Genomic DNA, 26,191 nt, shown 5'->3' with positions numbered 1-26,191 from the left:
CGTACGCCCGCACTATCTTGGGGATGTTGCACAGGTCGTATCGGGGGATTTCGGGGGAGGGCCTGCCATGGAAAAGCTTGGGGCGGGGGATCCGCAGCGGATCGGGGCGTATCGGCTGCTGGCGCGGCTCGGTGCGGGCGGGATGGGGCACGTGTATCTCGCCCGGTCGGACCGCGGCCGCACGGTCGCCGTCAAGCTGGTGCGCGAAGAGCTGGCCGCGCAGGAGGAGTTCCGGGCGCGGTTCAGGCAGGAGGTGCAGGCCGCGCGGCAGGTCGGCGGGCACTGGACGGCGCCCGTCCTCGACGCCGACACCGAGGCCGCCGTGCCGTGGGTCGCCACCGGCTATGTCGCCGGGCCGAGCCTGCAGCAGGTCGTCGGGCACGACCACGGGGCGCTGCCCGAGCGCTCGGTGCGCATCCTCGCGGCCGGTCTCGGGCACGCGCTGCAGGACATCCACGCCGCCGGGATCATCCACCGCGACCTCAAGCCGTCCAACGTGCTGGTGACCATCGACGGGCCGCGGGTCATCGACTTCGGGATCGCGCGGGCGCTGGAGACCGTGACGGACGGCGGGCTGACCCGGACGGGCGCGCTCGTCGGATCGCCCGGGTTCATGGCGCCCGAGCAGGTGCGGGGCGACCGGATCACGCCCGCGTGCGACGTCTTCTGCCTGGGCTCGGTACTGGCGTACGCCGCCACCGGCCAGCTCCCCTTCGGCACCGCCAACAGCGGTGTGCACGCCCTGATGTTCCGCATCGCCCAGGAGGAACCCGACCTGGAGGGGGTGCCCGAGGGCATCGCCGAACTCGTACGGGACTGCCTGAAGAAGGACCCGGACGCGCGGCCGACGCTCGACCAGGTCCTGGAGCGCACGGGGGCCGAGGACACGGTCTCCGACGGCCGGTCCCGGGATCCGTGGCTGCCGAGCGCGCTGGTGGCCCAACTCGGGCGGCACGCCGTGCAGTTGCTGGACGCGGAGGACCCGGAGGAGGCGGCGGGCCCGCAGGGCGCGGGCGGCTCGGCGGGCCCCTCGCTCGAAAAGCCGGCGGGGAACCGGCCGGGGAACGCGGCACCCGCCGAGGCCTCTCCCGAGCACGCGTCCGCCGCCGACGACTCCTCGCCGGGCCCGGCCGCCTCCGCCGGACCGCCTCCGCCGGGCCAGCCGGGCAGCGGTGCGCCGGTCAACCACCTCCCCACGATGGTCGCGGGCGCGGGTACCCAGACACCCCCGCCCGCCCACGCCCAGACACCTCCGCCCCCGGCCCATCCCGCGTACGGCGTTCCGCAGCAGCACCCGCAGCAGCAGCCCGGATACGGCTACCCGCACCAGCAGCCCGGCGCCTACGGCTATCCCCAGCAACCCGGCCCCTACGCGGGCCTCGGCTCCACCCCGCCCTACGGCCCGACCCCGCCCTACGGCGCGGCCCCGGTCGCCCCGCAGGAGCCGCCGCGACGCAACGGCCGCTCCACCGCGGCGCTGATCGCCGTCGCCCTGATCGTCGCGCTCGGCGCCGGCGGCTCGGTCTACGCCCTCATGAACGGCAGCGGCGACAAGACCGACGACAAGTCCGGGTCGGCCACCAGCGCACCCCCGACCACCGGACCGACCACGCAGGACCCGTCCTCGACGCCCACTGAGCCCTCCACCTCCGCACCCGCAAACGGCGCGATCCCGACCGGTTACCTGGGCACCTGGACGACCACCATCACCAACGCCGACGGCGAGAACACCCGCCAACTCACCATCCAGCAGGGCAAGGTGGGCGACACGGTCCTGTCCCTGGTCGCCGACGGACCCACGAGCAACGGCACCTACCACTGCGTGTTCCAGGCCCAGCTGACCTCGGCGCCGGGCAGCGGCGGCACCCTGGACATCGGCCCGTCCACCGTGACGTCCGGCGATTCGGGCTACTGCAAGCCGGGCGACGCCACCGAGATCAGCCTGCTGTCGGACGGCAGCCTGCAGCGCGAGAACACCAGCAACGGGGAGAAGCTGACGTACACCAGGCAGTAATCTCAAGTACCCGTCACCGTAAGGCCGTTGATCGCGCCCCGTCGTACGGTCGCTCCGGTGGAGTGGCTGAGCGCAGAGAACGTCGTGGCCGTCGGCACCGCGGTCCTCGGTATCGTCGCGTCCGGTGTCATGGTCTGGTACGAACGCCGGGTGCCGCGCCGCAAGAGGATCGGCTACCGCGTCCAGATGGACAACCCGATCGGCGACGGCGTACGGCTGGGCCGGGCGAATGTACGGATGGGGCTGTTCGACGAGGCCCCCGGCATGTCCGACGCCACCCTCGTCCTGCTGCGCATCGAGAACGACGGCTCCCAGGGCATCGACCGCGACGACTACACCAGCCCCGAGGTCCACGGGCTGACCGCGGTGTTCACCGGCCGCACCATCCGCGGCGTCTCGGTCACCCAGCCGTCCGGCACCGACCACCTGATGGACCACTTCACCGCCTCCCGCGGCTTCGGCTACGACGGCAACACGCTGCGCATCCCGCGGGTCCCGCTCAACCACGGCGACCACTTCAAGCTCCTCGTGCTGCTGTCCGGCGGCGACGTGGGCAGTCCGATACGGCTGATAGGGGGCATCCGCGAGGGCGAGGTGCACCCCAACCGCAGTGCCACGCCGGACGAGCAGCCGCCGCTGTTCAGCCGGGCCGCCCGCCTGATCGCCATCATGCTCACGCTCAGCGTCCTCGCCCTCGCGACCATCGTGGTGGCCCGGGACGACCGTCCGGTCCCGATCGGCTGCGAGACCGGCACGCTCAGGATCACCGGCTCGACGGCCTTCGAGCCGGTGGTCGAGGAACTGGCGAAGGAGTACGAGAAGAAGTGCGCGGGCTCCGACATCACGGTGGACGCACGGGGCAGTTCGGCGGGGGTGAACGAACTCGCCGCGCTCGGTGCGCAGTCGAAGAAGGGCGCCCGCAATCTGATCGCCTTCTCCGACGGTCCCGCGATCGGCGCCACCGGCAAGCTGGTCGGCCGGCGCGTCGCCCTCTCCGTCTTCAGCCTGGTCGTCAATGACGGCATCCGGCTGCCCGCCAAGGGGCTCTCCCTGAGCGACGTACGCCGTATCTACCGGGGTGAGTCGACGCGCTGGAAGCAGGTCGACGCCTCGCTTCCCGACATCCCGATCGTCCTGGTCGGCCGCAACGCCGACTCCGGGACGCGGCAGATCTTCCAGCGCCGGGTCCTCGGCACCTGGGAGCGGGTGCCCAGCACTTCGCTGGACTGCGTCCACAAGGACGACGTGTCCGCGCCCGTCATGCGCTGCGAACTCGACTCCACGGACGACGTGCTCGCCAAGGTGGCCGCACTCCCCGGCGCTCTCGGCTACACCGAACTCACCCTCGCCACCGGCCACCACGGCCTGCGCACGGTCCCCCTGGACGGGGCCGCACCCTCCGTCGAGGACATCGAGTACGGCAGGAGCGACTACCCGTACCGCGGTGTCGAGTACGCCTACACCTACGACCGCGCCCCTTCCGGCTCCCTGGCCTCCGCCTTCCTGGCCTACCTCGGCGAGGGCGTCAGCGAGAACGTCATCCGGGCCCACGGCCACCTGCCGTGCTCGGCGACGGTGGCCTCGGGCCTGTGCGCGGCGGACTGAGCCGGTGCCCGGCGGGCACCCTTGTGCCGTAGTGGCGTGTCCATGACGATGTGGTGAGCCTCGGCATCGGCAGCCTCGGGAGGGCACATGCGTCCCAGCCCCAGCAGGAGAACGGTCCTGACCGCGACGGCGGCGGGCGCGGCCGCACTGGGGGCCGCGGGCCCGGCCGAAGCCGCCCCGCCGGGCCGGCGCCCGCCGGCCACCGCACAGCCTCCGACCCATGAACTCCGCGCGCTGCTCAGGGAGTTGGACTCCGCCCGCATCGAGGCGACGATCCGCAGACTCGTCTCCTTCGGCACCCGCCACACCCTCTCCGTCCAGGACGACCCGGACCGCGGCATCGGCGCCGCCCGCGACTGGCTCCTCGGCGAGCTGCGTTCCTACGCCGCCGCCTCCGGCGGCCGGATGACGGCGGAACTCCAGTCGTACGTCCAGGAACCCGCGAGCCGCATCCCCACGGCCACGAGGATCACGAACGTGGTCGCGACCCTGCGCGGATCGGTGACGCCGGAGCGCGTGTACGTCGTCTCGGGCCACTACGACTCCCGGGTCACCGACGTCATGAACGCCACGTCCGACGCGCCGGGCGCGGACGACGACGCGTCCGGGGTGGCCGTCGTACTGGAGCTGGCGCGGGTGATGGCCAGGCGCCGGCCGGCTTCGACGATCGTGTTCGCGGCGGTGGCGGGGGAGGAGCAGGGGCTGTACGGATCGACCTATCTGGCCCAGCAGTTGAAGGCGGCGGGCACGGACGTGCAGGGGATGTTCACCAACGACATCGTCGGCAGCTCGACGGCGGACGACGGCACCGAGGACCCGTACACGATCCGGCTGTTCGCGGAAGGAGTCCCGTCCTCGGAGACCCCCGAACAGGCCGCGATCCGTAAGTCGGTGGGCGGGGAGAACGACTCCGCGACCCGCCAACTCGCCCGTTTCGTACGGGACGTGGCCGACAACGACGCGACCGGCATGCACGTCCGCGTCGTCTACCGCCGGGACCGCTATCTGCGCGGCGGCGACCACATCCCCTTCCTCGAACGTGCCTACCCGGCCGCCCGCTTCACCGAACCGGCCGAGGACTTCGCCCACCAGCACCAGGACGTCCGCGTCGACGAGAACGGCAAGCAGTACGGCGACCTGCCGCAGTTCTGCGACTTCGCCTTCGTCGAGCGGGTAGCGCGGGTCAACGCGGCGGCCCTGTGGACCCTCGCGCAGGCGCCGGGCACGCCACGCGGAGCGAAGATCCTTACGTCCGCCCTGACGAACTCCACGCAGCTGGTGTGGACGCGCGGGACGGAACCGGACCTCGCGGGCTACGAGATCGTCTGGCGCGAGACCACGGCACCGGAGTGGACGCATGTGATCCCCGCCGGGGACGTCACGACGTACGAGGTGGACCTGTCCAAGGACAACGTGTTCTTCGGCGTGCGGGCCGTGAACCGGGCGGGGAACAGGAGCCCGGTGGCCTTCCCGGCCCCGCAGTCGTGATCAGGCAGGCCCTAGATCCAGCCCTGTTGCCAGGCGCGGTGGGCGGCCGCATGACGGGTCGTGGCGCCCAGCTTCGACATGGCGGCGGAGAGGTAGTTGCGCACCGTGCCCGGCGCGAGGTGCACCTCGGCGGCGATCTCGGCGACCGACGCTCCGGTGCGGGCGGCGCGCAGCACCTGCAACTCGCGGTCGCTGAGCGGGCAGTCGTCCTCGGTCAGCGCGGACGCGGCGATGTCGGGGTCGACGTAGCGGCGTCCGGCGGCGATGTCGCGGATGATCTCCGCGAGCCTGGCCGCGGGCGTCGTCTTGGGCACGAAGCCGCGGACACCGGCGGCGAGGGCGCGGCGCAGCACCGCGGGCCGCGCGTGCCGGGTCACCATGACGACCCGGGTGGGCAGCCGGGCCCGGTGGATCTCCTCGGCGGCACGCAGTCCGTCCGTGGGCGGCATCTCGAGGTCGAGTACCGCGATGTCCGGACGGTGTTCGTGCGCGAGCCGTACGGCGTCGGTGGTGGTGGCGGCCTCGGCCACCACGGTGAAGTCCTCCTCCAGCGCGAGCAGGGCGGCCAGTGCGGAGCGCAGGAGGTCCTCGTCGTCGGCGAGGAGCAGCCGGATCACCGCGTCGCTCCCTGTGCGGGCAGCGCCGCCGTCACGACGAAACGGTCGCCTTCGCCCCGCTCCCAGGTCAACTCCCCGCCCGCCGCCCGCAGTCGCTCGGCTAGACCGCGCAGTCCGGTGCCGTCCGCCGCGCCGGGGGGCAGGTCGGCGCCGTCGTTGCTGATCCGCAGCCGGGCGCGGCCGCCGGTGACGCGGTAGTCGACCTCGGCGCTGCGGGCGTGGCTGTGGCGCAGGACGTTGGTGGTGGCCTCACGCATCACCAGGCCCAGCAGGGAACGGACCGATTCGGTCAACTCGGCTGCCACGGCCGCCGGTTCGAGATCCATCCGGGCGTCGATGCCGGCCGCGGCCAGCACCCGGGTCGCGTTGGCGATCTCGTCGTCCAGTGTCGTACGGCGTATCCCCTGCACCACGGCGCGCGTGTCCCGGAGCGCGTCCGAGCACAGCTGCCGTACCTCCTGCATCTCGGCGGCGGCGCGCACCGGGTCCGTCTCGGTGAGCCGGGAGGCCAACTCGGCCTTCAGGGCGATGACTTGGAGGTGATGCCCCTGGATGTCGTGCAGGTCCGAGGCGAACCGCAGCCGCTCGTCCTTGACCGCCAGCTCCGCCTCGAGCTGCCGCGCCCGGTCCAGCTGCCCCGCGATGCGCCACGCCCACAGCGGCCCGAGCACCGTCCACGCGGTGAACGCGACGATCCCGGCCGGGAACACCACGGCATACGCGAACTCCCCGTCGTCGGCGGCAAGGCTCACGGCTCCGCCCGGTACGAGCGCGAGCACCGTCGCCGCCACGACGAGCACCCATCGGGAACGCGCCGGCAGATAGCTCGCCCCGATCGCCACGGTCACCGCCGAAGCGACCACCCACAGGCCGTAGTTGTGCCGGGCCAGCGGGAGCGCGGCGAGGACGACCGCGGCGGCGCCCGCGACCAGCAGCCAGCCCAACGGCGCCCGTAGCGAAGGGGATTCGATCGTCGCCGGTGCCTTGAGCCATCCGCCGAGCAGCACCGCGCTCGCCACGGCGTGGACGGCGAGAGCGGGCACGGTCGGCACGCGCGCCCAGGCGGGCACGTCGCCGTCCAGCGCCCAACTGCCGTACGACAGCACCATCACGCACACGACGGTGCCGGGCACGGCCCACCAGGTGTAGCGGCGGAAGCTCGTCAGTCCTGCCCCGCGGTCCCTCGGCGCGTCCTCCACGCGGTCATTGTCGCGAACGGCAGGGGGCGAATGACAGATGTCATGAGGGGATGTGCGCTTCCGGCACTACTGGCGCCTCCCCGAGCGGGCGCAGGCTGACGTTCATGACCGATGAGAGCCGCGCGACCACGCCGCCGACGGCCCACTGCTGCAGTCGACAGCGGTTTCGCCGCGGGCGGGCCCTGGCCCGCCGCTGGCCCACCGCCCTCGCCCTCGCGCTCACCGGCGCACTGATCGTGGGCGACTCGGCGGCCGACGGCGGCGGCGACGCCGTCAGGGGCTACGCGGAGGCCCTGCCCCTGCTGCCGCTGCTGTACGTCGTCATCAACCAGGCGGGCAGCCCCAGGGTGACCTGGCCGGTGCTCGGCGCGGGGGTCGCGGTCATGTTCGCCGTCCAGGCCCAGGACGCGGTGTCACCGGGTGGCGTGCTGGTCGCCGTGGCGCTGGGCGTGCTGCTGTGGGGAGTGGTGCGCGGGGCTCCGCACGGGCGGACCGTCCTGGGGATCCAGGCCGCCGGGGCGATCGTCTTCGGCGCACTGGCCGTGACGGGGCTCGTGGTGGACCCGGACATCGGCCGGTACGCGGTGGCGGCGGGCTGGTTCTTCCACGGCGTCTGGGACTTCGCCCACCTGCGCCTGAAGCGCCTCAAGGGCATCGTGGCCCCCAGTTTCGCGGAGTGGTGCGCCGTGGTGGACGTGGTGGTCGGACTGGAGCTGGTGTTTCTCGGGTAGCCGCCGTCACCTCGGCTCGGGCGGTCGCTGGCGGGGCATGTTCGGGCGCGGGCCCGTGCCCGGAGGCAGCGGGAAGCGGCCGTGCGCGCTGCCGATCTCCTGCCGCCCGCCCCCGGCGCCCGCGGACTGGATGCCCATCGGCGCGCACCCCGTGCGGAACTCCACCATCCAGTCCGCCGTCTCCGTCCGCACCAGCTCGGTCACGTCCTCCGAGAACCGCCGCAGCACCCCCAGGCACCGCTCGGCGGCCTCGCTCGCCGTCCCCTCCGCCGGACCCAGTACCTCCCGCACACTCTCCGAGGCCCAGTCGAACTGCAGCACCTGCAGCCGCCGCTGCACGGCCTGCGCCGTGGCCACGTCCCTTATCCAGCCGGAGGTCACGCCGAAGAACCGGTCCACGGCCACGCACGCCACCGCGAGCAGCAGCGCCAGATACCCCCAGGCGGCCATGCCGGCGATCACGCCGGTCAGGTCCAGCAGCGGCAGCGCGGCCCCGCCGACGGCCCCCACCGCGGCGCCAGTGCGCAGTGCCCGCGCGCCCCGCCGCTTCCACACGCGGTCCGAGAGATACCAGGCCGCCGTCTCCAGCGCCCCCTGCTCCACCCACCGGTACAGCTCGTGCAGTCGCTCGGCCGGCTCGCCCCAGTCCCCGAGCGGGAACGACCGCCCGACCAGATCGCCCGGCCGCAGCCCGGCCGCATCCTCGCCCCAGCCGTCCTGATGAGGCGGACCCTCGGGCTGCATCTCCGACTGACCCACCCGGCACTCCCTACTGATCACGACCGAACACGTTGCGTGACACCTGATGCTGATGTGCTCGACCCTTCCTACCGCCCAATGGGTGGCGAAGCCCCGGGATTCACCTCTTTTCCGCCCGGAAGTGGGTCTTGATCAGGTATAGGACTCGGCGACACCTCACTCGAAAGAGTGCCGGGGCGACGGCTGCCACGACCACGTAGGCTCGTGCCAGGCGGGAAAACCTCGCCCACACAGCCGTACGAAACCAGGAGCTGATCGTGATTCCCGGTGGTGGCCAGCCCAACATGCAGCAGCTGCTCCAGCAGGCCCAGAAGATGCAACAGGACCTGCAGCAGGCACAGGAGGAACTGGCGCAGACCGAGGTCGACGGACAGGCGGGCGGCGGCCTGGTGAAGGCCACCGTCACCGGCTCCGGCGAACTGCGCGCGCTGAAGATCGACCCGAAGGCGGTGGACCCCGAGGACACCGACACCCTCGCGGACCTGATCGTCGCGGCGGTACAGGCGGCGAACGAGAACGCCCAGAACCTCCAGCAGCAGAAACTGGGCCCGCTGGCACAGGGCCTGGGCGGCGGCAGCGGTATCCCCGGCCTGCCTTTCTAAGAGGGGTGTGGGCCGACTACCGTACGTACTTGTAAGGAACCCCCGGGAAGGACGGCAGTCCGTGTACGAAGGCGTGGTGCAGGACCTCATCGACGAACTGGGGCGACTCCCCGGCGTCGGTCCCAAGAGCGCCCAGCGGATCGCCTTCCACATCCTGCAGGCGGAACCGACGGACGTACGGCGTCTCGCGCAGGCCCTGATGGAGGTCAAGGCGAAGGTCCGCTTCTGCTCGACCTGCGGCAACATCGCGCAGGAGGAGCTCTGCAACATCTGCCGCGACAGCCGCCGCGACGCCTCCGTCATCTGCGTGGTGGAGGAGCCCAAGGACGTGGTCGCCATCGAGCGAACCCGCGAGTTCCGGGGCCGCTACCACGTGCTGGGCGGAGCGATCAGCCCGATCGAGGGTGTCGGACCGGACGACCTGCGTATACGAGAACTTCTCGCGCGGTTGGCCGACGGTACGGTCACGGAACTGATCCTGGCCACCGACCCGAACCTGGAGGGCGAGGCCACGGCCACGTACCTCGCCCGCATGATCAAGCCCATGGGCCTCAAGGTCACCCGCCTGGCCAGCGGCCTCCCGGTGGGTGGCGACCTGGAATACGCGGACGAGGTGACCCTCGGCCGCGCCTTCGAGGGGAGACGACTTCTAGATGTCTGACGCCACGCTGCATGTCACGACGCAGGACCCGGACGACTTCGCGGTCCAGATCGCGGACCAGGTGGAGAGCTTCCTGGTGGCCGTCACAGAGGTGGCGAAGGGCGACGAGCCCGACTCGGCCGTCCCCTTCCTCCTCCTGGAGGTCTCCCAACTCCTCCTGGCCGGCGGCCGCTTGGGCGCGCACGAGGACATCGTCCCCGACGAGCGCTACGAGCCCGACACGGGCCCGGACGTGGATGTGGACGAACTGCGCGAGAACCTGGCGCGCCTGCTGGACCCGATCGACGTCTACTCCGAGGTCTTCGACCCCTACGAACCCCGCAAGGCCCCGGTCCCGGCCCGGATCTCCGACGACCTGACCGACGTCATCACCGACCTCCGCCACGGCATGGCCCACTACCGCGCGGGCCGCATCACGGAGGCCCTGTGGTGGTGGCAGTTCTCGTACTTCTCCAACTGGGGCTCCACGGCCTCGGCGACCCTGCGCGCACTCCAGTCGATCGTCGCCCATGTCCGCCTGAACCAGCCCCTGGAGGAACTGGACGGCCTGGACACGGACCAGGGCGCGATGGGCGACGAGACGCTGGAGTTCGAGGCCGGCAAGGTGATGCAGGAGGAGATCGCGGGGCCGCTGGGGATGGGGCCCGTGAAGTAGCGCGACCGGGTCTTCGACCGGCCTGTTCCTTCTGCCTGTGGGGCGCGGTGAGTACGCTGCGCCCCACAGGCATGTGTACGGGGACTCAGGGACGACGACCCGCCCGCCGGTCACAGCCCCCACACCCCCTTCACCACCGCGGTGACCCCGCCCGCGAGGGCCAGTGACAGCACCAGCAGGCGGGCCCGTTTCTCGGGTATGCGTTCGGCGAGGAACCGGCCGATCACCGCCCCCACCGTCATCGCGGCGACCACCCAGCCCCACTGGGCACTGCTGAGCCCCGGGGCACCGTTCGCCGCCACCGAGAAGGCGTTCACGACCACGCCGTAGAACTGCGCGTTCGGCACGAACTCCCGTACCGTCCAGCCCGCGTTGAGGGCGTACAGGGAGATCGGCGGTCCGCCCACTCCGGCCGCCGAGTTCATGAACCCGCCCAGCGCGCCCGCCGCGACCGCGCCCTTTGTGCCGCGCAGTGCGGGTACCCGGGCGCCGCGCATGACCAGGAGCACGGCGACCGTGACCAGCCCGCCCATCACCAACAGGAGGGCTGGTTCGGGGAGTTGACGGGTCATCCATGATCCCACCGGCACCGTGCATGCCGCCGCCACACACAGCGGCACCATCGCGCCCGGCCGCACCTGCCGCCAGCCGCCGGCCAACCCCACGGCGCTGATCGCCCCCGCGGCGCAGTTGGCGAGTACGACCCCCTCGGCCGGTCCCAGCAACAGCACCAGCGCCGGTACGGCGACCAGAGCGAAGCCCATGCCGGTCAGCCACTGCACGGAGGAGCCGAGCAGCACGATGCCCGCCACAAGCACGTCGCCCGACCAGCCGTTCGTCGTCATGACCCGGCATCCTTCCCCAGGGCTCACCGCCCAAGCGTGATCCAACAGTCACTCCATGTGAGTTGGGTGCGTCTTGGATCTGTGCTGTACGACGCCTGCACGGCCCCTAACCAGCGAAAAGCGAGTCTGGAGTCACTTCACCAGGAGGAACCGAGAGCCTGGACCCGCACCCGAAACTGGAGACAGCGATGACCCGTCGTTCCATAACCAAGCGCGCAGCCATCGTCACCGCGTCCGCCGTCGTCGCCCTCGGCACGATCGGAACCGTCGCTGCCACCGCAGGCCCCAAGGCCGAGGCCAAGCCCACCAAGACGCAGATCGCCGGCCTGTTCGACACCTGGAACAAGGCGCTGCAGAGCGGCGACTCGGAGAAGGTCGCGGACCTGTACGCGAAGAACGCGGTCCTGCTGCCCACCGTCTCCAACGAGGTCCGCACCAACCGTGCCGCGATCGTCGACTACTTCGACCACTTCCTGCAGAACAAGCCGGTCGGCACGAAGATCAAGACGATCGTCGACGTCCTCGACAGCAACTCCGCGATCGACACCGGCGTCTACAAGTTCGCGCTCACCGACCACGACACCGGCAAGAAGAGCGTCGTCGAGGCCCGCTACACGTACACGTACGAGAAGATCGACGGCAAGTGGAAGATCGTCAACCACCACTCCTCGGCGATGCCCGAGAAGAAGTGACCTCAGCCGCCGGTCCGTTGTGCGGCCGCCCGTAGGCGGATCTCCACGCACAGCCCGCCCCCGGGAGCGTCCCGCAGGGCCACGGTTCCGCCGTCGTCCGTCACCAGCTGTTTGACGACGGCGAGGCCGAGGCCCGAACCGGAGCGCCCGGTCAGGCCCTGGCCCCGCCAGAAGCGGTCGAAGGCGCGGGACTTCTCCGCGTCCGACATGCCGGGGCCCTCGTCCAGGACGGAGAGGACCACCTCGTCGCCCGTGGTCTCGACCCGGACGGCGATGGTCCCCCGGTCCGGCGAGACCTCCAACGCATTCGAGAGCACGTTGTCCAGCACCTGGTCCAGATGGCCGGGGCTGGCCAGCACAGCCGGCCGGCCGTCGGCACTCCCCCCGAGCGTGATGGTGACTCCGCGCTCGTCGGCGGCCGGCCTCCACACCGACAGACGTTCCTCGACGATGTCCCGCAGGACGAGCGGCTCCGCGGCGGTGACCTTCGCCTCCGCGCGCGCCAGCACCAGCAGGCCGTTGACGAGGCGGCTCATCCGGACGACCTCCGCGGTCGCCTGCTCCACGTCCTCCCGTACGTACTCGTCGTCCACCCCGTCCGCGATGTTGTCCAGCGACAGGCGCAACGCGGTGAGGGGAGTGCGGAGTTGGTGGGAGGCGTCGGCGACGAAGATGCGCTGCGAGGCGACCAGCGTGTCCAGGCGCTCCGCCCCCTGGTTGAGGGTGCGCGCGAGGGTCTGTGTCTCCGGCGGGCCCGTCACCGGGGAGCGCGCGGTCAGGTCGCCGTCGCTGAACCTGCTTGCCATGCCGTTGAGTTCACGGAGGGGGGCGGTGATCCGGCGGGCGGCCACCGCGCCGATCAGCGCCGCCACCCCGAGCACCGCCACCGCGAGCCCCGCCCTGAAGCCCCAGATCGTCCACAGCCTGTGGGTGAGACCCGACGTCGAGTACACGATCCGTACGGCGCCGACGACTTGGCCGTCGCTCTTCGCGGGCACCGTGATCACCAGGTCGCGGCCCCAGATGAAGTGCGAGCCCCAGTCGGTCGTCGACCGCCCCTGCTCCAGAACCTTCTTCAGGTCCGCGTCCCGCGCGGGACGCGAGACGGCCGCCGCGCACCGGGCGGTGGCCGTGACCTGGACCTCGTCCTTGGTCTCCTCGGCGTACGCCTCGGCCATCTTCGTCAGCGCCCGGCACGACGCCTCGTCGCCGTTGGCCAGCAGCAGCGCCATGGTGGTCGCCTCGCGCTTCACGGACGACTCGGTGTCGTCGCGCAGCTGATCGGTGAGCGTGAAGGCCACCGGCACGGTGAACAGCAGGATGGCTACGGCGACGAGCAGGATGTAGCTGCGGATGAGCTGGCGGTTCATGAGCCGGCGCCGTCCGAGCCCTCGTCGACGACGAGCCGGAACCCGACCCCGCGCACCGCCTCGATGGTGATCGCCCCCGTGAGCTTGCGCCGCAGCGCCGCCACATGCACGTCCAGCGTCTTGGTCGGCCCGAACCAGTTCGCGTCCCAGACCGCCTCCATGATCTGCTCGCGCGACATCAGCGCGCCGGGCTCCTCGGTGAGGAAGGACAACAGGTCGTACTCCTTGGGGGCGAGCGCCACCTCCGCGCCGTCCAGACGGACCCGCGCCGCCTTGCGGTCGACGGTCAGCCGGGGGCCGTACCGGTCCGGGACGCTTTCCGAGGAAGCGGAGGTACGGGGCTGCACGCGCCGCATCACCGCTCGTATCCGCGCGATGACCTCCCGCACCCCGAACGGCTTGGACACGTAGTCGTCCGCGCCGAGCTCCAGGCCCACCACCCGGTCCGTCTCGTCGCTGCGCGCGCTGATCACGATGATCGGCACGTCGCCGCGCTCGCGCAGCGCCTTGCAGACGTCCAGACCGTCGGTGTCGGGCAGCCCGAGATCGAGGAGGACGACGTCGTAGGGGCCCTTGTGGCTCAGCGCGGCGCCGCCGGTGGTGACCCACTCGACCTCGAAGCCGTAGCGGCTCAGGCCACGGCGAAGGGACTCGGCGACCGGCTCATCGTCTTCCACCAGGAGTACGCGCACAGGGCGAACCCTAATGCTTGAACTTTAAATCCCTCGGCGGCCACGGAGCGTGAACAGGTGACCTGGCCCACTTTGCGGAGTGTTCACGTCCGGGGCGGGCAGGGACCGTGCTGGAGCGCCGGATCTCACCATGTGGTTTCACGTAGGTCGATTTCGGGCGCTGGATAGACTGAGCCGACCGCAGTACATATGCGTATCTGCGGAAAGATACGGGACGAGCGAGGAGCGCACGTGGGCCTTGTCGTGCAGAAGTACGGAGGCTCCTCCGTAGCCGATGCCGAGGGCATCAAGCGCGTCGCCAAGCGAATCGTGGAAGCGAAGAAGAACGGCCACCAGGTGGTCGTCGTCGTTTCCGCGATGGGCGACACGACGGACGAGCTGATCGATCTCGCCGAGCAGGTGTCTCCGATGCCGGCCGGGCGTGAGTTCGACATGCTGCTGACCGCCGGAGAGCGGATCTCCATGGCCCTGCTGGCGATGGCGATCAAAAACCTGGGCCACGAGGCCCAGAGCTTCACCGGCAGCCAGGCAGGCGTCATCACCGACTCCGTCCACAACAAAGCCCGGATCATCGACGTCACGCCCGGCCGGATCCGCGACTCGGTGGACGAGGGCAACATCGCCATCGTCGCCGGCTTCCAGGGCGTCAGCCAGGACAAGAAGGACATCACGACCCTCGGTCGCGGTGGTTCGGACACGACCGCCGTCGCGCTGGCCGCCGCCCTCGACGCCGAGGTGTGCGAGATCTACACCGACGTCGACGGCGTGTTCACCGCCGACCCGCGCGTGGTGAAGAAGGCGAAGAAGATCGACTGGATCGCCTTCGAGGACATGCTGGAGCTCGCCGCCTCCGGTTCGAAGGTGCTGCTCCACCGCTGTGTGGAGTACGCCCGCCGCTACAACATCCCGATCCACGTCCGCTCGTCCTTCAGTGGGCTGCAGGGCACGTGGGTCAGCAGTGAGCCGATCGAGCAAGGGGACAAGAAGGTGGAGCAGGCCATCATCTCCGGTGTCGCGCACGACACCTCCGAGGCCAAGGTCACGGTCGTCGGTGTGCCGGACAAGCCGGGCGAGGCCGCCTCGATCTTCCGGGCCATCGCCGACGCCCAGATCAACATCGACATGGTCGTGCAGAACGTGTCCGCCGCCTCCACCGGGCTGACGGACATCTCCTTCACGCTCCCCAAGACCGAGGGCCGCAAGGCCATCGACGCCCTGGAGCGGGCGAAGACGGCCATCGGGTTCGACTCGCTGCGCTACGACGACCAGATCGGCAAGATCTCGCTCGTCGGCGCCGGCATGAAGACCAACCCGGGTGTCACGGCCTCCTTCTTCGAGGCGCTCAGCGACGCCGGGGTCAACATCGAGCTGATCTCGACATCCGAGATCCGCATCTCGGTCGTCACGCGTGCCGACGACGTGCCGGAGGCCGTCCGCGCGGTCCACTCCGCCTTCGGCCTCGACTCCGACACCGCCGAGGCGGTCGTTTACGGCGGCACCGGGCGATGACCGTACGACCGACGCTCGCGGTCGTGGGAGCGACCGGAGCCGTCGGCACGGTCATGCTCCAGATCCTGTCCCAGCACGCGGACATCTGGGGCGAGATCCGACTGATCGCCTCCCCGCGCTCGGCCGGCCGCAAGCTGGCCGTGCGCGGCGAGGAGGTCGAGGTGGTGGCCCTGACGGAGGAGGCCTTCGACGGGGTCGACGTCGCCATGTTCGACGTGCCCGACGAGGTGTCCGAGCGCTGGGCGCCGATCGCCGCGGCCAAGGGCGCGGTGGTGGTGGACAACTCGGGCGCGTTCCGGATGGACCCCGAGGTGCCGCTGGTCGTGCCCGAGGTCAATCCGCACAAGGCGCGCATGAGGCCCCGCGGGATCATCGCCAACCCCAACTGCACGACGCTGTCCATGATCGTGGCCCTGGGCGCGCTGCACGCCGAGTTCGGGCTGCGTGAACTGGTCGTCTCCTCGTACCAGGCCGTGAGCGGGGCGGGCCGGGCCGGCGTCGCCACTCTGCGTCAGCAGCTGGCGCTCGTCGCCGGTACGGAGCTGGGGACCAACCCCGGTGACGTGCGGCGGGCCGTCGGCGACAACACCGGTCCGTTCCCCGAGCCGGTCGCCCTGAACGTCGTGCCGTGGGCCGGGTCCCTGCGGGAGGACGGCTGGTCGTCGGAGGAGATGAAGGTGCGGGACGAGTCCCGCAAGATCCTCGGCCTGCCCCACCTGCCCGTCGCCGTGACCTGCGTACGGGTGCCGGTGGTCACCACCCACTCCCTCACCGTCCACGCCCGCTTCCAGGGCGAGGTCACCGTCGACGGGGCCCGCGAGATCCTCGCGACCGCACCCGGCGTCGTCCTGTTCGACAACCCGGCCGCCGGGGAGTTCCCGACGCCCGCCGACGTCGTGGGCACCGACCCGACCTGGGTGGGCCGGGTGCGCCGGGCGCTCGACGATCCGACGGCGCTCGAACTCTTCGTCTGCGGGGACAACCTGCGCAAGGGCGCGGCCCTCAACACCGCCCAGATCGCGGAGCTGGTGGCGACCGAGTTCGTGTGACGGTGCGTGACCATGGTCGCGCTCCCATGACGTGCCGTGTTGCGTGTGCCACATGCCGAAGCAAGGGGTTACCGCCGGAAAAGCCCTGGCAGTGGCTTGTTTGCTTTGTAGGATCCGTGGACGATGTGTGGTCCGGGTGCTGGTCCGTACCACTTGCCCCGGACCCCTTCGGCATCCGAAGATTTCCTCCCCGTTCTCCGCAACCGCGCGGAGGGCGGGGAGCGTCTTTGCGAACGCCCTTCGGGGGTGCGGGGATGCGGTACGGGGCGTGGGGACGCCCCGGTCATTCAGGACATAGGGGAAGAGCGGGTAGGCATGAGGGCGTTCTACGCACGGTCGGTTGTGCTGCCTGACGCGAGACAGCCGGTGGGATCACGCAACGCAAAAGTGACGCCCGGCACGTACAACCCTGACGGGGGGCAGCGTGTCCAACTGGCGTGGCTGAGGTACTCGACTTCTCTGCGGCGACGCGCGGCACGGCTCTACGGCCGCCCCGCCCGTCCCTCCGACCCCGCATGCCCGGTACGCCCGGCGGCGGCATGCCGGTGATCGCGCCCATGCCCGCAGCGCGGCCGACCCGCCTTCCGAACCAGCGCGACGGCGCCGAACACGCCGAGGACTCGGCGGCGGCCGGCACGACCGTCGACCACCTCACCGAGACCTACCGCGCGCACTACCGCTCGCTGCTGGGTCTCGCCGCCCTCCTGCTCGATGACACCGCCTCCTGCGAGGACGTCGTCCAGGAGGCCTTCATCCGCGTGCACTCGGCACGCAAACGCGTCCGTGACCCCGAGAAGACGCTCGCGTACCTGCGTCAGACGGTGGTCAACCTCTCCCGCTCGGCCTTGCGTCGCCGCATCCTGGGCCTGAAGCTGCTCTCCAAGCCGATGCCCGACATGGCGAGCGCCGAGGAGGGGGCGTACGACCAGCTGGAGCGCGACTCGCTGATCAAGGCGATGAAAAACCTGCAGCGCCGCCAGCGCGAGGTCCTGGTCCTGCGCTACTTCGCGGACATGACCGAGGCCCAGGTCGCCGAGACACTCGGGATATCGCTGGGCTCGGTGAAGGCGTACGGCTCCCGCGGCATCGCGGCCCTGCGTCTCGCGATGGAGGCACCGGCATGAACAAGGACGGCGCGGGACGTGACTCCCACGAGCGTCACGAGCCCTTCGCATGGCATGAGCCGATGGGCGGGCACGAGCAAGAGCACAGGCAATCGCACGCTGGGAACGCAACTGTGAACCACGGCCCCGACGACCAGAGCCCCGACGACGGGCTCGACTCGGACGAGCTGGCTCTGCGCAGGCTGCTGCAGCAGGCGGTGCAGACGGTCGAGCCGCGCGACGGCTCGCTGGACCACCTGCGGCGGGCCGTACCCGCACGGCGCGCCCGCAAGCGGCAGGCCGCCGTCGGCATGGCGGCCGCCGCCCTGTTCATCGGCACCGCCGTCCCGGCCCTGCTGCACGTCTCCAACTCCACCGGCTCCGACGTCAACCCGTCGGTCGCCGGCCAGGCCTCGCAGGCCCAGGGCGGGGCGAGCCAGGGCAAGAACGCGGACGGCAGTCAGAGCACCGCAGGCGGCAGCTCCGGCAAGTCCCAGGACCAGGGCAAGGGCAACGCGAAGGGCGAGGGCAAGGGCAAGGGCACCGGAACGGGCACGGGCAGCAGCGCGGGCACCGGCCCCGCGGCCACCAGCGCCGCGGGCGCTCCGGTGTGCACGGCCACCCAGCTCGGCTCGCCCACCGAGTCCGTCGACGCCCCCGATTCCGCGAACACGGTCTACGGCACCTTCCGTGTCGTCAACGTCTCCACCACCGCCTGTTCCGTCGGTGGGGCCGGGACCGTGAGCACGCTCGCGCAGGGCGCCGCGGACGCCACCAAGATCACTGCGGTACGGCATGTGTCGGGGGACGCCGCGGCCGGTCTGCCCGACCCGTCCACCGAGGTCACCGGGCTGCAGCTGCTGCCGGGCGCGGCGTACGAGGTGAAGTTCGCCTGGGTCCCCTCGGGGACCTGTCCCACCACGGGTGACAGCTCCGGCGGCAGCGACGGCGGTTCCACCGCCACGCCGACTCCGACCGACACCGCGTCCACCTCCAGCGGCAGCGACAGCGGTGTGACCTCCCAGATGGTGACGGAGGACGGCACGCAGGACGGCAGTGTGGTCGTGTCCCACACGACCGAGGCGGGGTCGCCGACGGTTTCGGCGACGGTGTCCGACGCGTGTGCGGGGCAGGTCATCTACACCGGGGTGCTGGCCGGGGCGTGACGATTCCCGCCGTTGCCGGGGGCTGCCTTCTTTGGGACGGGTGCTTCGGCCTGAACGGCCTCGTCCTCAAACGCCGGACGGGCTGGGGAACCGAAACGCCGGACGGGCCGAAAATGCCCACCGGCGTCAGACGGTCACCGTTTCTTCCTCCGGCGCCAGGCCCATTTCCGCATCGCGCGCGAACTCGGCCTCGCGCCGCAGCAACCGGAACCACATGAACACCACGAACCCGGCGAAGACGAACCACTCGCCGGTGTAGCCGAGGTTCTGGAACGCCTTCAGGTCCAGCCCGGAGTCCGCGGGCGCCGTCGCCGGCACGGCCGTCATCCCGGCCTCGGCCTTGTCCAGCGTGATCCACCCGTCGTACACGTCGTACGGCACGAGGTTCACCAGTGACGCCGAGCTGATCGCCGCGGTCTGGCCGGTCGGCAGCCCGCCCTGTGCGCTCACCCCGTTGTCACCCGGCGTCTCGGACGCCTGCAGCGCACCGGTGACGGTGACTTCACCGGTGGGTGCGGCGGGCGCCTTCGCGGCGTCGGCGGAACCCGGCAGCCAGCCCCGCACGACGGGCAGCGCCTTGCCGCCGTCGGTGCGCAGCAGCGTCAGGACGTAGTAGCCGTTCCTGCCGTCGAGATCGCGGTCCGGGACGAGGAGCTGCTTGCCGTAGCGGCCGGTCGCGGTGGCCTGCCTGCCGGAGGTCGCCTGGTTCACGGGCAGCAACTCCCGCAGCGGGCGGGCCTTCTCGTGCCGGTCCGTGGTGACCTGCGCGGTCGCGTCGCGGTCGGCCTGTACCCGGTCCTCGAACCTGCTCAGCTGCCAGGACCCCATGAAGATGCAGAAGGGGATGGCGAGCAGCACGAAGACGTTGATCCCCCACCAGCGGGACGTCAGCAGAAACCGGTACACGCCTTCCAAGGTACGGGGCTGCCGCGCAGGGCCCGTTCGCGGGGTCAGTACCTCTCGGAGAGGTGGTCCCGGCCGGCCGGGGGCTCGTACGGCTCCGGCCAGAAGTCCGTGACGGTGGATATGCGGCCGCTCTCGTCCCCGGTGAAGAACGAGATGGCGTACATCTCCTCCAGCCCCACCACGAAGTGCGCCCAGCTGACCACCTGTCCCGGCTCGGCGACGATGCGCTCCATCCGAAGGTGCCAGTCGCCCGGGTACTCCCGGTTGAACTGCACGTACCTCTCCCGCCCGCTGATCCGCTCGCGCGTCTGCGGCAGGGTGTAGACGACGTCCTCGGCCAGGGTGTCGGCGAACGCGGTCCAGTCCCGCGCCTCGGCGGTGGCCCAGAACCTCTCGACTGTCTTGCGCAGATCGGTCATGTCGAAAAGTCTGCACCCCGCCACTGACAATCGGCCCTGACCTGCAGGAACGGCCTGATGGGGGTCGGTTCGCGGGCCTGGTCGCAAGGGGTTGGGTAAGGGACCGGTAGAAGTTGTCCACAGGCTGGGGAACCTCGTCGGCGCATTGTCGTTGCGAGCAGGCACTATGGGGCCATGACTGAGAGCAACGGGTCCACCGCGCCGGAGCGGAACGAGGACATGGCGGACTGGGAGAAGCGCTTCCGGGCGCCGCGGGTGTCGCTGCCCGACTGGGCGGAGGACGCACCGGACCGCTCCCTGTTCGTCTCGAACGCGACGGGGACGTACGAGCTGTATGCGTGGGACCGGGCGACGGGCGGCCAACGCCAGGTGACGGACCGGCCGAACGGCACGACGGACGGCGTGCTCACCCCGGACGGCGCGTGGATCTGGTGGTTCGACGACAAGGACGGCGACGAGTTCGGCGTCTGGCGCAGACAGCCCTTCGCCGGCAGCGAGGACGAGCTCGCGGCGCCGGGCCTGGAGGCCTCGTACCCGTCGGGCCTGGCCCTCGGCAGGGACGGCCGCACGGCGATCGTCGGCCGCTCCACGGACGAGGACGGTACGACGATCCATCTCGCGCGTGCGGGCGAGGACCCGGTGGAGATCTACCGCCACCGCGAGTCGGCGGGCGTCGGCGACCTCTCCCACGACGGTTCGCTGATCGCGATCGAGCACACGGAGCACGGCGACGCGATGCACTCGGCCCTGCGTGTGCTGCGCCCCGACGGCACGGCGGTCGCCGACCTGGACGACACCAAGGGCGGCACGGAGGAACTGGGCCTGGAGGTCCTGGGCTTCGCACCCGTCGACGCCGACACGCGTCTGCTCATCGGCCACCAGCGCCGCGGCCGCTGGGAGCCCCTGGTGTGGGACGTGGCGACGGGCGAGGAGACCGACCTCGCCCTGGACCTGCCCGGTGACGTGAGCGCCGAGTGGTACCCGGACGGCACGGGCCTGCTCATCGCGCACAGCTTCGAGGCCCGCAGCGAGCTGTTCCGCTACGACCTGGCGAGCCGCGCCCTGGAGAAGGTCCCCACCCCGCCCGGCTCGGTCTCCGGCGCCACGCCACGGCCCGACGGCAGCGTGGAGTACCTGTGGTCCTCGGCCGCCGAGCCGTCGGCGGTCCGCTCCACGACGGGCGAGGTCGTCCTCGACCCGCCGGGCCTGAAGTCCCCGGGGTCGGTGCCGGTGGAGGACGTCTGGGTGGACGGCCCCGGAGGCCGCATCCACGCCCTGGTCCACAAGCCGGCGGGCGCGACGGGGCCGTTGCCGACGGTCTTCGACATCCACGGCGGTCCCACCTGGCACGACAGCGACGCGTTCGCGGCGGGCCCGGCGGCCTGGGTGGACCACGGATACGCGGTGGTCCGCGTCAACTACCGCGGCTCCACGGGCTACGGCCGCGCCTGGACCGACGCCCTGAAGCACCGCGTGGGCCTGATCGAGCTGGAGGACATCGCGGCGGTCCGCGAGTGGGCGGTGACCTCGGGCCTCGCGGACCCCGACCGTCTGATCCTCACCGGCGGTTCCTGGGGCGGCTACCTCACCCTCCTCGGCCTCGGCATGCAGCCGGACCTGTGGACCCTGGGCATCGCGGCGGTCCCGGTCGCCGACTACGTCACGGCGTACCACGACGAGATGGAGGCCCTGAAGGCCATGGACCGCACGCTCCTCGGCGGCACCCCCGAGGAGGTCCCCGACCGCTTCGAGGCCTCGTCCCCCCTGACCTACGTCGACGAGGTCAAGTCCCCGGTCTACATCTCGGCCGGGGTCAACGACCCCCGCTGCCCCATCCGCCAGATCGAGAACTACGTCAAGCGACTGGAGGCCCGGGACGCCATCCACGAGGTGTACCGCTATGACGCGGGGCACGGTTCGCTGGTGGTGGACGAGCGGATCAAGCAGGTGCGGCTCGAACTGGACTTCGCGGAGCGGTACTTGGGCTGACGGATGTGCTTCGCCGCCGGACAGGCATTTCCTTTTCGGCCTGTCCGGCGTTGAGGACGAGGCCCTTCAGGGCCGATGCGGGGGTCTGGGGGCGGTGACCCCCAGCAACGCCCGCTCCGGAGGCCGCCGCCCCAACAGCTCCGCCAACCCCCGCCGCGTGGCCGCCAGCACCACCCGGTCCGACCCTCGCAGGACGTACGTGTCGGGCAGATCCCACACCAGCCCCGACCCCCGTACGTCCTCGTACGCCTCCTCCGCGGCGGGCTCCTCCCGGCGCCCGTCCCGAGCCCCGGTGTCCAGGGCCAGCACCCGCCACGCCCCCGCCCGGAACGCCTCCGCGACCGTCTTCCCCTCCAGCTGCGGATGCCCGCCAACGTCCAAGGCGGCGAACAGCAGTACCCGCCGCTCCACCGGAATCGCCCCCAGAATCTGCCGCCCCATCATCGCCCCGGCAAAAGCAGGTGCCGCCAGATGGGACACACTGCGGCTGCGCGTGGACGCACGCGGATGAGCGGCCCGCAGTGTCCGGTACACGGCGGTCGCGAAGTCGTCGTCGTACAGCCGCAGTACGACCCGCAGATCCGGCCGCACGGACCGTGCGTACAGCGCGGCCTCGAGGTTCGTCGTGTCCGCGCTGGTCACCGCGAGCAGTGCGTGCGCGCGGTGGATCTTGGCGGCCTCCAGGACGCCCTCCTGGGTGACGTCCCCGAGCACCACGGGCACCCGCAGCCGCCGCGCCGTGGCCAGTCCGCGCGCGTCGGGGTCCGACTCCACGCACACCACCGGGATGCGCAGTTCCCGCAGCCGGGTCAGCACCCGGGTACCGATCTTGCCGAGCCCGAGGAGGACCACATGCCCACCAAGACCCCGCGGTGGCTTCCGCAGCGCGGACGCGGTCCGGAAGGTGCCCAACGCCTCGAGCACCGCGGCCAGCAGGACCGGCAGCAGCAGCAACCCCACCAGTCCGGACAGGAGTTGAAGGATCTGCCGCCCGACGGACGCGCCGATGGCGGGGTCGTCGATGGCGAACAGGTCGAGCAGCGTCAGATAGAACGCGCTCAGCGGATGCATCCCCGTCACCACCCACAGGGCCACCGCGAGCGCGATCACGCACCCGACCATGCCGGCCAGCGACCACCGCAGCCGCCGCGAGAACAGCGAGGCGAACGCCACGGCCCCGCGGGAGGGCGGCAGTTCGGGCCCGGCGTAGGACACCTGCTCCAGTACGACACTCCCGCGGCCGGTCGAGGCCCGGACCGCCGCCGCGTCGGGCAGCAGCTCGGGGCCGTGCTCCCCGCCGGTCTCGGCACCCTCCGCGGACAGCAACGCCAGCGTGGCCAGGCCCGGTTCGGCCACCTGGCCGGGCCGCGGCATCCGTTCCACCGCCCGCAGCAGCAGCCCGTCGGTCTGTACGACCTTGCTGGTCCCGGCGACGGCGGTGGCGGCCAGCGCGGGCGCGGCCGTGTCGGCGTCGGACAGCACGGTCGTGGAGGCGTCGAAGCCGGAGGCGTCGTCCGCGCCGGAGGCCAACGCGGCCGCCTGGTCGAGGAGTTCCTCGATGTGCTGGCCGAGCCGCCGGTTGTAGAGCCGCAGGACGAGCCGCAGCCGGGGGTTGAGCCGCCGTGCGGTGAGGGCGGCGCGGATGTTGGTCTCGTCGTCGTCGTACACGAGCGCCAGTGCGGCGGCCCGCTCCACGCCCGCCGAGCCGAGCACTTCCTCGGTCGCCTCGGCGGCCTCCACGACCTGGGCGTTTCCCACGGGTTCGGCGACGCCGCCGTTCCCGCGGTTGACGGCTGCGTTCACCATCCGGTCGAACAGCGCCGCCGTCGTCGCCCGCGCGCGCCCGACCACCGGTGCTCCCGCACTCCGCTCGGAGGGCGGTACGACGAGGGTGACCTGTTCGCCGTACACACCCCGCAGTTCGGCGGCCAGTCGATGCGCCAGTCCGTCGTCGCCGCACACCACCATGTGCGCGGACGTGTCACTGTCCGGCTGCCCTTGATTCGGAACGCTCGCCACGAGGGGAAAGACTGCCTCACCGGGAGCGTAGGTTCCAGAAACAACCGAATGGAGTCACTGAACGATCGCCCCGTCTCCACCGTATGGAAGGGGAGGCAACCAGCGCTCTGCCGCACCACCGGAGGTACCTCGGCCGTGGCCATCACCAAAGCAGCCCCCACGGGGGCGGACAGCCATGAGCCACGGGGCCGCGACCCGGAGCCGGAGAAGCCTGGGAAACCGGAGCAGAAGGCGGCGGAGCGGCCGGGGGAGAAGCCGGGGGAGAAGCCGGGGGAGAAGTCGGCCGACGGACCCCGGGAATCGAAGTCCCCCCTCGTCCTGACCATGCTGCTGCTCCTGCTGGTGCTGCTGCAGGGCCCCATCCGCGGCGCGCTCTCCGCGCCCGTCATGCAGAGCTGGATGACGGTGTTCGTGGCGGTGCTCGTCCAGGCGCTGCCCTTCCTCGTCCTCGGCGTGCTGCTCTCGGCGGCGATAGCCGTGTTCGTACCGGCGTCCTTCTTCGCTCGCGCGCTGCCGAAGCGGCCCGCGCTGGCGGTCCCCGTCGCCGGGATGGCGGGCGCGATCCTGCCCGGCTGCGAGTGCGCGTCCGTACCGGTGGCCGGGGCGCTGGTCCGGCGGGGCGTCACACCCGCCGCGGCCCTGGCCTTCCTCCTCTCCGCGCCGGCGATCAACCCGATCGTGCTGACGGCGACCGCGGTCGCCTTCCCCCGCAACCCCGAGATGGTCCTCGCCCGTTTCGTGGCCAGCCTGCTCGTGGCCTGCGTGATGGGCTGGCTGTGGCAACGCGTGGGCCGCACCGACTGGTTGCGCCCGCCGGAGCGCCCGCACTACGAGGGCCAGAGCAAGGGCGCCGCCTTCTGGGGCTCGGTCCGGCACGACGTGATGCACGCGGGCGGCTTCCTGGTCATCGGCGCGATGGCCGCCGCCACGCTCAAGGCGGTGGCCCCGGCGAGCTGGCTGCGCACGGCGGCGGACAACCCGCTGGTCGCGATCCTGGCCCTGGCGATCCTCGCCGTACTGCTGTCGATCTGCTCGGAGGCGGACGCGTTCGTGGCGGCGTCACTGACCCAGTTCTCGCTCACGGCCAAGCTGGCGTTCCTGGTCGTCGGCCCGATGATCGACCTGAAGCTGTTCGCGATGCAGGCAGGCACGTTCGGCCGCGGCTTCGCCCTGCGCTTCGCCCCCGCCACCTTCGCCCTCGCCATCGCGGGCGCGGTCCTGACCGGGGCGGTGCTCCTGTGAACCGCCAGGCACAGGCGGCGGTCCTGTTTCTCACCGGCGCGGCCCTGCTGCACGCGGGCCTCACCAATCTGTACCTGCGCTACGTCAAGGCCGGACTGCAGCCGCTGTTGCTGCTGTCCGGCGGGGTACTGATCGCGGCGGCACTGGCGACGGTCTGGTACGAGTGGCGGGGACGGAAGGGGACCGAGGGCGACAGCCCGGCGGACGGACACGCCCACAACGCGGACGATCACGCCGACGCCGCGGGCGATCACATCCCCGGCGCCGACGAACACGCCCACAGCGACGACGGCCACGGTCACGTCCACCGCGAACCCCGCATCTCCTGGCTCCTGGTCCTCCCCCTCCTCGCCCTCATCCTGGTCGCCCCGCCGGCCCTCGGCTCGTACAGCGCGATGCGCACCGGTACGGCGTTGCAGCAGCCGTACGGCTACAACGCCCTGCCCGCCGCCGGCCCCCTCAGCCTCACCGTGGTCGACTACGCGGGCCGCGCGGTCTACGACCACGGCCGCCACATCGACGGCCGCCAGATCAAGGTCACCGGATTCGTCGCCCTGGACCACGCGGGCAAGCCCTACCTGGTCCGCATGGCCCTCAACTGCTGTGCCGCCGACGCCCAGCCGGTGAAGATCGCCCTGACCGGAAAGATCCCGCCGGTCCTGGAACCGGACAAGTGGCTGCAGGTGACTGGGACCTACACCGCCAAGCAGACCAAGGACCCCGTCAACAACGGCCCGATCCCGTATCTCAAGATCACGGCGGCGACACCGGTGCCGACGCCGAAGGACCCGTACGACGAGTCCTGGAACCAGTGACGGCGATCCGTCCCGGGACGGCGCTCCACCCGTCCCTGGCTATC

Annotated in this window: 24 protein-coding genes; 15 read left to right on the top strand and 9 right to left on the bottom strand. The window is 71.3% G+C overall.

Annotated elements, in window-relative coordinates:
* The first annotated feature begins 67 nt into the window (after nt 1–67).
* From OG303_RS23685 to OG303_RS23675, 3 genes are all read left to right on the top strand, one after another.
* On the top strand, nt 68–2,014 hold the full coding sequence (locus OG303_RS23685; protein WP_405870685.1) for a protein kinase domain-containing protein: 1,947 nt from the start codon (nt 68–70) through the stop codon (nt 2,012–2,014).
* Nucleotides 2,015–2,071: 57 nt separating this feature from the next.
* The gene (locus tag OG303_RS23680) at nt 2,072–3,619 is read left to right on the top strand and encodes a PstS family phosphate ABC transporter substrate-binding protein (protein WP_405870684.1); all 1,548 of its coding nucleotides are present in this window, start codon (nt 2,072–2,074) and stop codon (nt 3,617–3,619) included.
* 87 nt (nt 3,620–3,706) lie between these two features.
* A complete protein-coding gene (locus OG303_RS23675; protein ID WP_405870682.1) occupies nt 3,707–5,107 on the top strand; it encodes a M20/M25/M40 family metallo-hydrolase in 1,401 nt (466 codons plus the stop codon).
* A gap of 11 nt (nt 5,108–5,118) precedes the next feature.
* Here OG303_RS23675 and OG303_RS23670 read toward each other — a convergent pair whose 3' ends face one another.
* Both OG303_RS23670 and OG303_RS23665 read right to left on the bottom strand, forming a co-directional pair.
* A complete protein-coding gene (locus OG303_RS23670; RefSeq protein WP_405870680.1) occupies nt 5,119–5,724 on the bottom strand; it encodes a DNA-binding response regulator in 606 nt (201 codons plus the stop codon).
* Complete coding sequence (locus OG303_RS23665) at nt 5,721–6,923, bottom strand: sensor histidine kinase (protein ID WP_405870678.1); 1,203 nt, start codon at nt 6,921–6,923, stop codon at nt 5,721–5,723. The genes OG303_RS23670 and OG303_RS23665 overlap by 4 nt, the downstream gene beginning before the upstream one ends.
* A 104-nt stretch (nt 6,924–7,027) precedes the next feature.
* Here OG303_RS23665 and OG303_RS23660 point away from each other — a divergent pair, with 104 nt between their 5' ends.
* Nucleotides 7,028–7,654, top strand: coding sequence for a hypothetical protein (locus tag OG303_RS23660; RefSeq protein ID WP_405870677.1), 627 nt, complete (start codon nt 7,028–7,030; stop codon nt 7,652–7,654).
* Between the two features lie 6 nt (nt 7,655–7,660).
* On the opposite strand, the gene OG303_RS23655 is transcribed toward OG303_RS23660, so the two are convergent.
* Nucleotides 7,661–8,413 carry an SLATT domain-containing protein gene (locus OG303_RS23655; RefSeq protein WP_405870675.1) on the bottom strand — a complete coding sequence of 251 codons (753 nt, stop codon included), beginning with the start codon at nt 8,411–8,413 and terminating at the stop codon, nt 7,661–7,663.
* Between the two features lie 257 nt (nt 8,414–8,670).
* Between OG303_RS23655 and OG303_RS23650 the strand changes: the two genes are divergently transcribed.
* From OG303_RS23650 to OG303_RS23640, 3 genes are all read left to right on the top strand, one after another.
* The gene (locus OG303_RS23650) at nt 8,671–9,015 is read left to right on the top strand and encodes a YbaB/EbfC family nucleoid-associated protein (protein WP_405870674.1); all 345 of its coding nucleotides are present in this window, start codon (nt 8,671–8,673) and stop codon (nt 9,013–9,015) included.
* A 61-nt stretch (nt 9,016–9,076) separates the two neighbouring features.
* Nucleotides 9,077–9,676, top strand: a complete 600-nt coding sequence (recR, locus tag OG303_RS23645; protein ID WP_405870673.1) for a recombination mediator RecR — start codon at nt 9,077–9,079, stop codon at nt 9,674–9,676.
* A complete protein-coding gene (locus tag OG303_RS23640; RefSeq protein WP_405870671.1) occupies nt 9,669–10,331 on the top strand; it encodes a DUF5063 domain-containing protein in 663 nt (220 codons plus the stop codon). Before recR ends, OG303_RS23640 begins: the two co-directional genes overlap by 8 nt.
* 110 nt (nt 10,332–10,441) lie before the next feature.
* On the opposite strand, the gene OG303_RS23635 is transcribed toward OG303_RS23640, so the two are convergent.
* Nucleotides 10,442–11,176 (bottom strand): sulfite exporter TauE/SafE family protein, encoded by a 735-nt coding sequence (locus OG303_RS23635; protein WP_405870669.1) that lies wholly within the window; start codon nt 11,174–11,176, stop codon nt 10,442–10,444.
* A gap of 188 nt (nt 11,177–11,364) precedes the next feature.
* Here OG303_RS23635 and OG303_RS23630 point away from each other — a divergent pair, with 188 nt between their 5' ends.
* A complete protein-coding gene (locus OG303_RS23630) occupies nt 11,365–11,868 on the top strand; it encodes an SgcJ/EcaC family oxidoreductase (protein WP_405870667.1) in 504 nt (167 codons plus the stop codon).
* 2 nt (nt 11,869–11,870) lie between these two features.
* On the opposite strand, the gene OG303_RS23625 is transcribed toward OG303_RS23630, so the two are convergent.
* A complete protein-coding gene (locus tag OG303_RS23625) occupies nt 11,871–13,238 on the bottom strand; it encodes a sensor histidine kinase (protein ID WP_405870666.1) in 1,368 nt (455 codons plus the stop codon).
* Nucleotides 13,235–13,930 (bottom strand): response regulator transcription factor, encoded by a 696-nt coding sequence (locus tag OG303_RS23620; protein WP_405870665.1) that lies wholly within the window; start codon nt 13,928–13,930, stop codon nt 13,235–13,237. Before OG303_RS23620 ends, OG303_RS23625 begins: the two co-directional genes overlap by 4 nt.
* A 231-nt stretch (nt 13,931–14,161) precedes the next feature.
* On the opposite strand from OG303_RS23620, the gene OG303_RS23615 reads away from it, so the two are divergent.
* The 4 genes from OG303_RS23615 to OG303_RS23600 all read left to right on the top strand — a co-directional run bounded on the left by OG303_RS23615 (nt 14,162) and on the right by OG303_RS23600 (nt 18,757).
* A complete protein-coding gene (locus OG303_RS23615; RefSeq protein WP_405870663.1) occupies nt 14,162–15,439 on the top strand; it encodes an aspartate kinase in 1,278 nt (425 codons plus the stop codon).
* Nucleotides 15,436–16,488, top strand: coding sequence for an aspartate-semialdehyde dehydrogenase (locus tag OG303_RS23610; RefSeq protein WP_405870662.1), 1,053 nt, complete (start codon nt 15,436–15,438; stop codon nt 16,486–16,488). The genes OG303_RS23615 and OG303_RS23610 overlap by 4 nt, the downstream gene beginning before the upstream one ends.
* Before the next feature lie 515 nt (nt 16,489–17,003).
* Nucleotides 17,004–17,612 (top strand): SigE family RNA polymerase sigma factor, encoded by a 609-nt coding sequence (locus OG303_RS23605; protein WP_405870661.1) that lies wholly within the window; start codon nt 17,004–17,006, stop codon nt 17,610–17,612.
* Nucleotides 17,613–17,725: 113 nt separating this feature from the next.
* Nucleotides 17,726–18,757, top strand: a complete 1,032-nt coding sequence (locus OG303_RS23600) for a hypothetical protein (protein ID WP_405870659.1) — start codon at nt 17,726–17,728, stop codon at nt 18,755–18,757.
* 126 nt (nt 18,758–18,883) lie between these two features.
* Here the strand turns inward: OG303_RS23600 and OG303_RS23595 are convergent, their stop codons facing one another.
* Together OG303_RS23595 and OG303_RS23590 are read right to left on the bottom strand one after the other, a co-directional pair.
* Nucleotides 18,884–19,663, bottom strand: a complete 780-nt coding sequence (locus OG303_RS23595) for an SURF1 family protein (RefSeq protein WP_405870658.1) — start codon at nt 19,661–19,663, stop codon at nt 18,884–18,886.
* 44 nt (nt 19,664–19,707) lie between these two features.
* The gene (locus OG303_RS23590) at nt 19,708–20,082 is read right to left on the bottom strand and encodes a nuclear transport factor 2 family protein (RefSeq protein ID WP_405870656.1); all 375 of its coding nucleotides are present in this window, start codon (nt 20,080–20,082) and stop codon (nt 19,708–19,710) included.
* A 174-nt stretch (nt 20,083–20,256) separates the two neighbouring features.
* Here OG303_RS23590 and OG303_RS23585 point away from each other — a divergent pair, with 174 nt between their 5' ends.
* The gene (locus OG303_RS23585; RefSeq protein ID WP_405870654.1) at nt 20,257–22,071 is read left to right on the top strand and encodes a prolyl oligopeptidase family serine peptidase; all 1,815 of its coding nucleotides are present in this window, start codon (nt 20,257–20,259) and stop codon (nt 22,069–22,071) included.
* Between the two features lie 66 nt (nt 22,072–22,137).
* Here the strand turns inward: OG303_RS23585 and OG303_RS23580 are convergent, their stop codons facing one another.
* Nucleotides 22,138–24,039, bottom strand: coding sequence for an NAD-binding protein (locus OG303_RS23580; protein ID WP_405877442.1), 1,902 nt, complete (start codon nt 24,037–24,039; stop codon nt 22,138–22,140).
* A gap of 186 nt (nt 24,040–24,225) precedes the next feature.
* Between OG303_RS23580 and OG303_RS23575 the strand changes: the two genes are divergently transcribed.
* Both OG303_RS23575 and OG303_RS23570 read left to right on the top strand, forming a co-directional pair.
* A complete protein-coding gene (locus OG303_RS23575) occupies nt 24,226–25,332 on the top strand; it encodes a permease (RefSeq protein ID WP_405870652.1) in 1,107 nt (368 codons plus the stop codon).
* Nucleotides 25,329–26,147, top strand: a complete 819-nt coding sequence (locus OG303_RS23570; protein WP_405870651.1) for a TIGR03943 family putative permease subunit — start codon at nt 25,329–25,331, stop codon at nt 26,145–26,147. The genes OG303_RS23575 and OG303_RS23570 overlap by 4 nt, the downstream gene beginning before the upstream one ends.
* Nucleotides 26,148–26,191: the final 44 nt, after the last annotated feature.

Origin of the sequence: Streptomyces sp. NBC_00005 (assembly GCF_045160215.1) — a bacterium.
GTDB lineage: Bacteria > Actinomycetota > Actinomycetes > Streptomycetales > Streptomycetaceae > Streptomyces.
Note: the sequence above shows the minus strand (reverse complement) of the source record. Positions and strands in the feature narration are given on the sequence as shown.

Coding starts and splice junctions, on each gene's coding strand:
- OG303_RS23630 (WP_405870667.1), top strand. CDS start 11,365: ATGACCCGTCGTTCCATAACCAAGCGCGCAGCCATCGTCACCGCGTCC.
- OG303_RS23610 (WP_405870662.1), top strand. CDS start 15,436: ATGACCGTACGACCGACGCTCGCGGTCGTGGGAGCGACCGGAGCCGTC.
- OG303_RS23585 (WP_405870654.1), top strand. CDS start 20,257: ATGACTGAGAGCAACGGGTCCACCGCGCCGGAGCGGAACGAGGACATG.
- OG303_RS23685 (WP_405870685.1), top strand. CDS start 68: ATGGAAAAGCTTGGGGCGGGGGATCCGCAGCGGATCGGGGCGTATCGG.
- OG303_RS23635 (WP_405870669.1), bottom strand. CDS start 11,176: ATGACGACGAACGGCTGGTCGGGCGACGTGCTTGTGGCGGGCATCGTG.
- OG303_RS23640 (WP_405870671.1), top strand. CDS start 9,669: ATGTCTGACGCCACGCTGCATGTCACGACGCAGGACCCGGACGACTTC.
- OG303_RS23580 (WP_405877442.1), bottom strand. CDS start 24,039: ATGGTGGTGTGCGGCGACGACGGACTGGCGCATCGACTGGCCGCCGAA.
- OG303_RS23660 (WP_405870677.1), top strand. CDS start 7,028: ATGACCGATGAGAGCCGCGCGACCACGCCGCCGACGGCCCACTGCTGC.
- OG303_RS23605 (WP_405870661.1), top strand. CDS start 17,004: ATGCCCGGTACGCCCGGCGGCGGCATGCCGGTGATCGCGCCCATGCCC.
- OG303_RS23625 (WP_405870666.1), bottom strand. CDS start 13,238: ATGAACCGCCAGCTCATCCGCAGCTACATCCTGCTCGTCGCCGTAGCC.
- OG303_RS23675 (WP_405870682.1), top strand. CDS start 3,707: ATGCGTCCCAGCCCCAGCAGGAGAACGGTCCTGACCGCGACGGCGGCG.
- OG303_RS23590 (WP_405870656.1), bottom strand. CDS start 20,082: ATGACCGATCTGCGCAAGACAGTCGAGAGGTTCTGGGCCACCGCCGAG.